Source organism: Photobacterium sp. R1, from assembly GCF_054600795.1.
Map to the genome: position 1 here is coordinate 1 of NZ_BAAHZP010000294.1, position 329 is coordinate 329.

At 53.2% G+C, this 329-nt stretch carries 2 protein-coding genes; both read right to left on the minus strand.

Annotated features, from left to right (window positions below; genetic code table 11):
• The coding region (locus ACYP03_RS25105; protein ID WP_459782544.1) for a prepilin-type N-terminal cleavage/methylation domain-containing protein at positions 1–89 on the minus strand (89 nt) is incomplete at its 3' end.
• An 8-nt stretch (positions 90–97) separates the two neighbouring features.
• On the minus strand, positions 98–329 hold a 232-nt coding region (gene gspG, locus ACYP03_RS25110; protein WP_459782543.1), incomplete at its 5' end, for a type II secretion system major pseudopilin GspG.

The window sequence follows — 329 nt, forward strand, 5'->3', positions numbered from 1 at the left end:
GTCATCACAACAGCCACAGCGCTGGTAGCTAACAGCACCAGCACCAGCATCAGTTCAATCAGCGTAAATCCGGCAGCTGCACGTTTCATAGGCTGAATTAACGGTAATCCAGCATATTCCAGTTACCGATATCGGTATTGACCTCTTCACCGCCTTCCTGGCCGTCAGCACCCAGGCTGAAGACATCAACCGGGCCATGTTCACCAGGCATCACGTAGTTATAGTCATTACCCCAAGGGTCTTTAGGCAGACGCTTGATATAGCCACCGTTACGGTAATTACGGGGTTCAGGGCTTGACGAAGGCGCAGTTACCAGCGCCTCCAGGCCC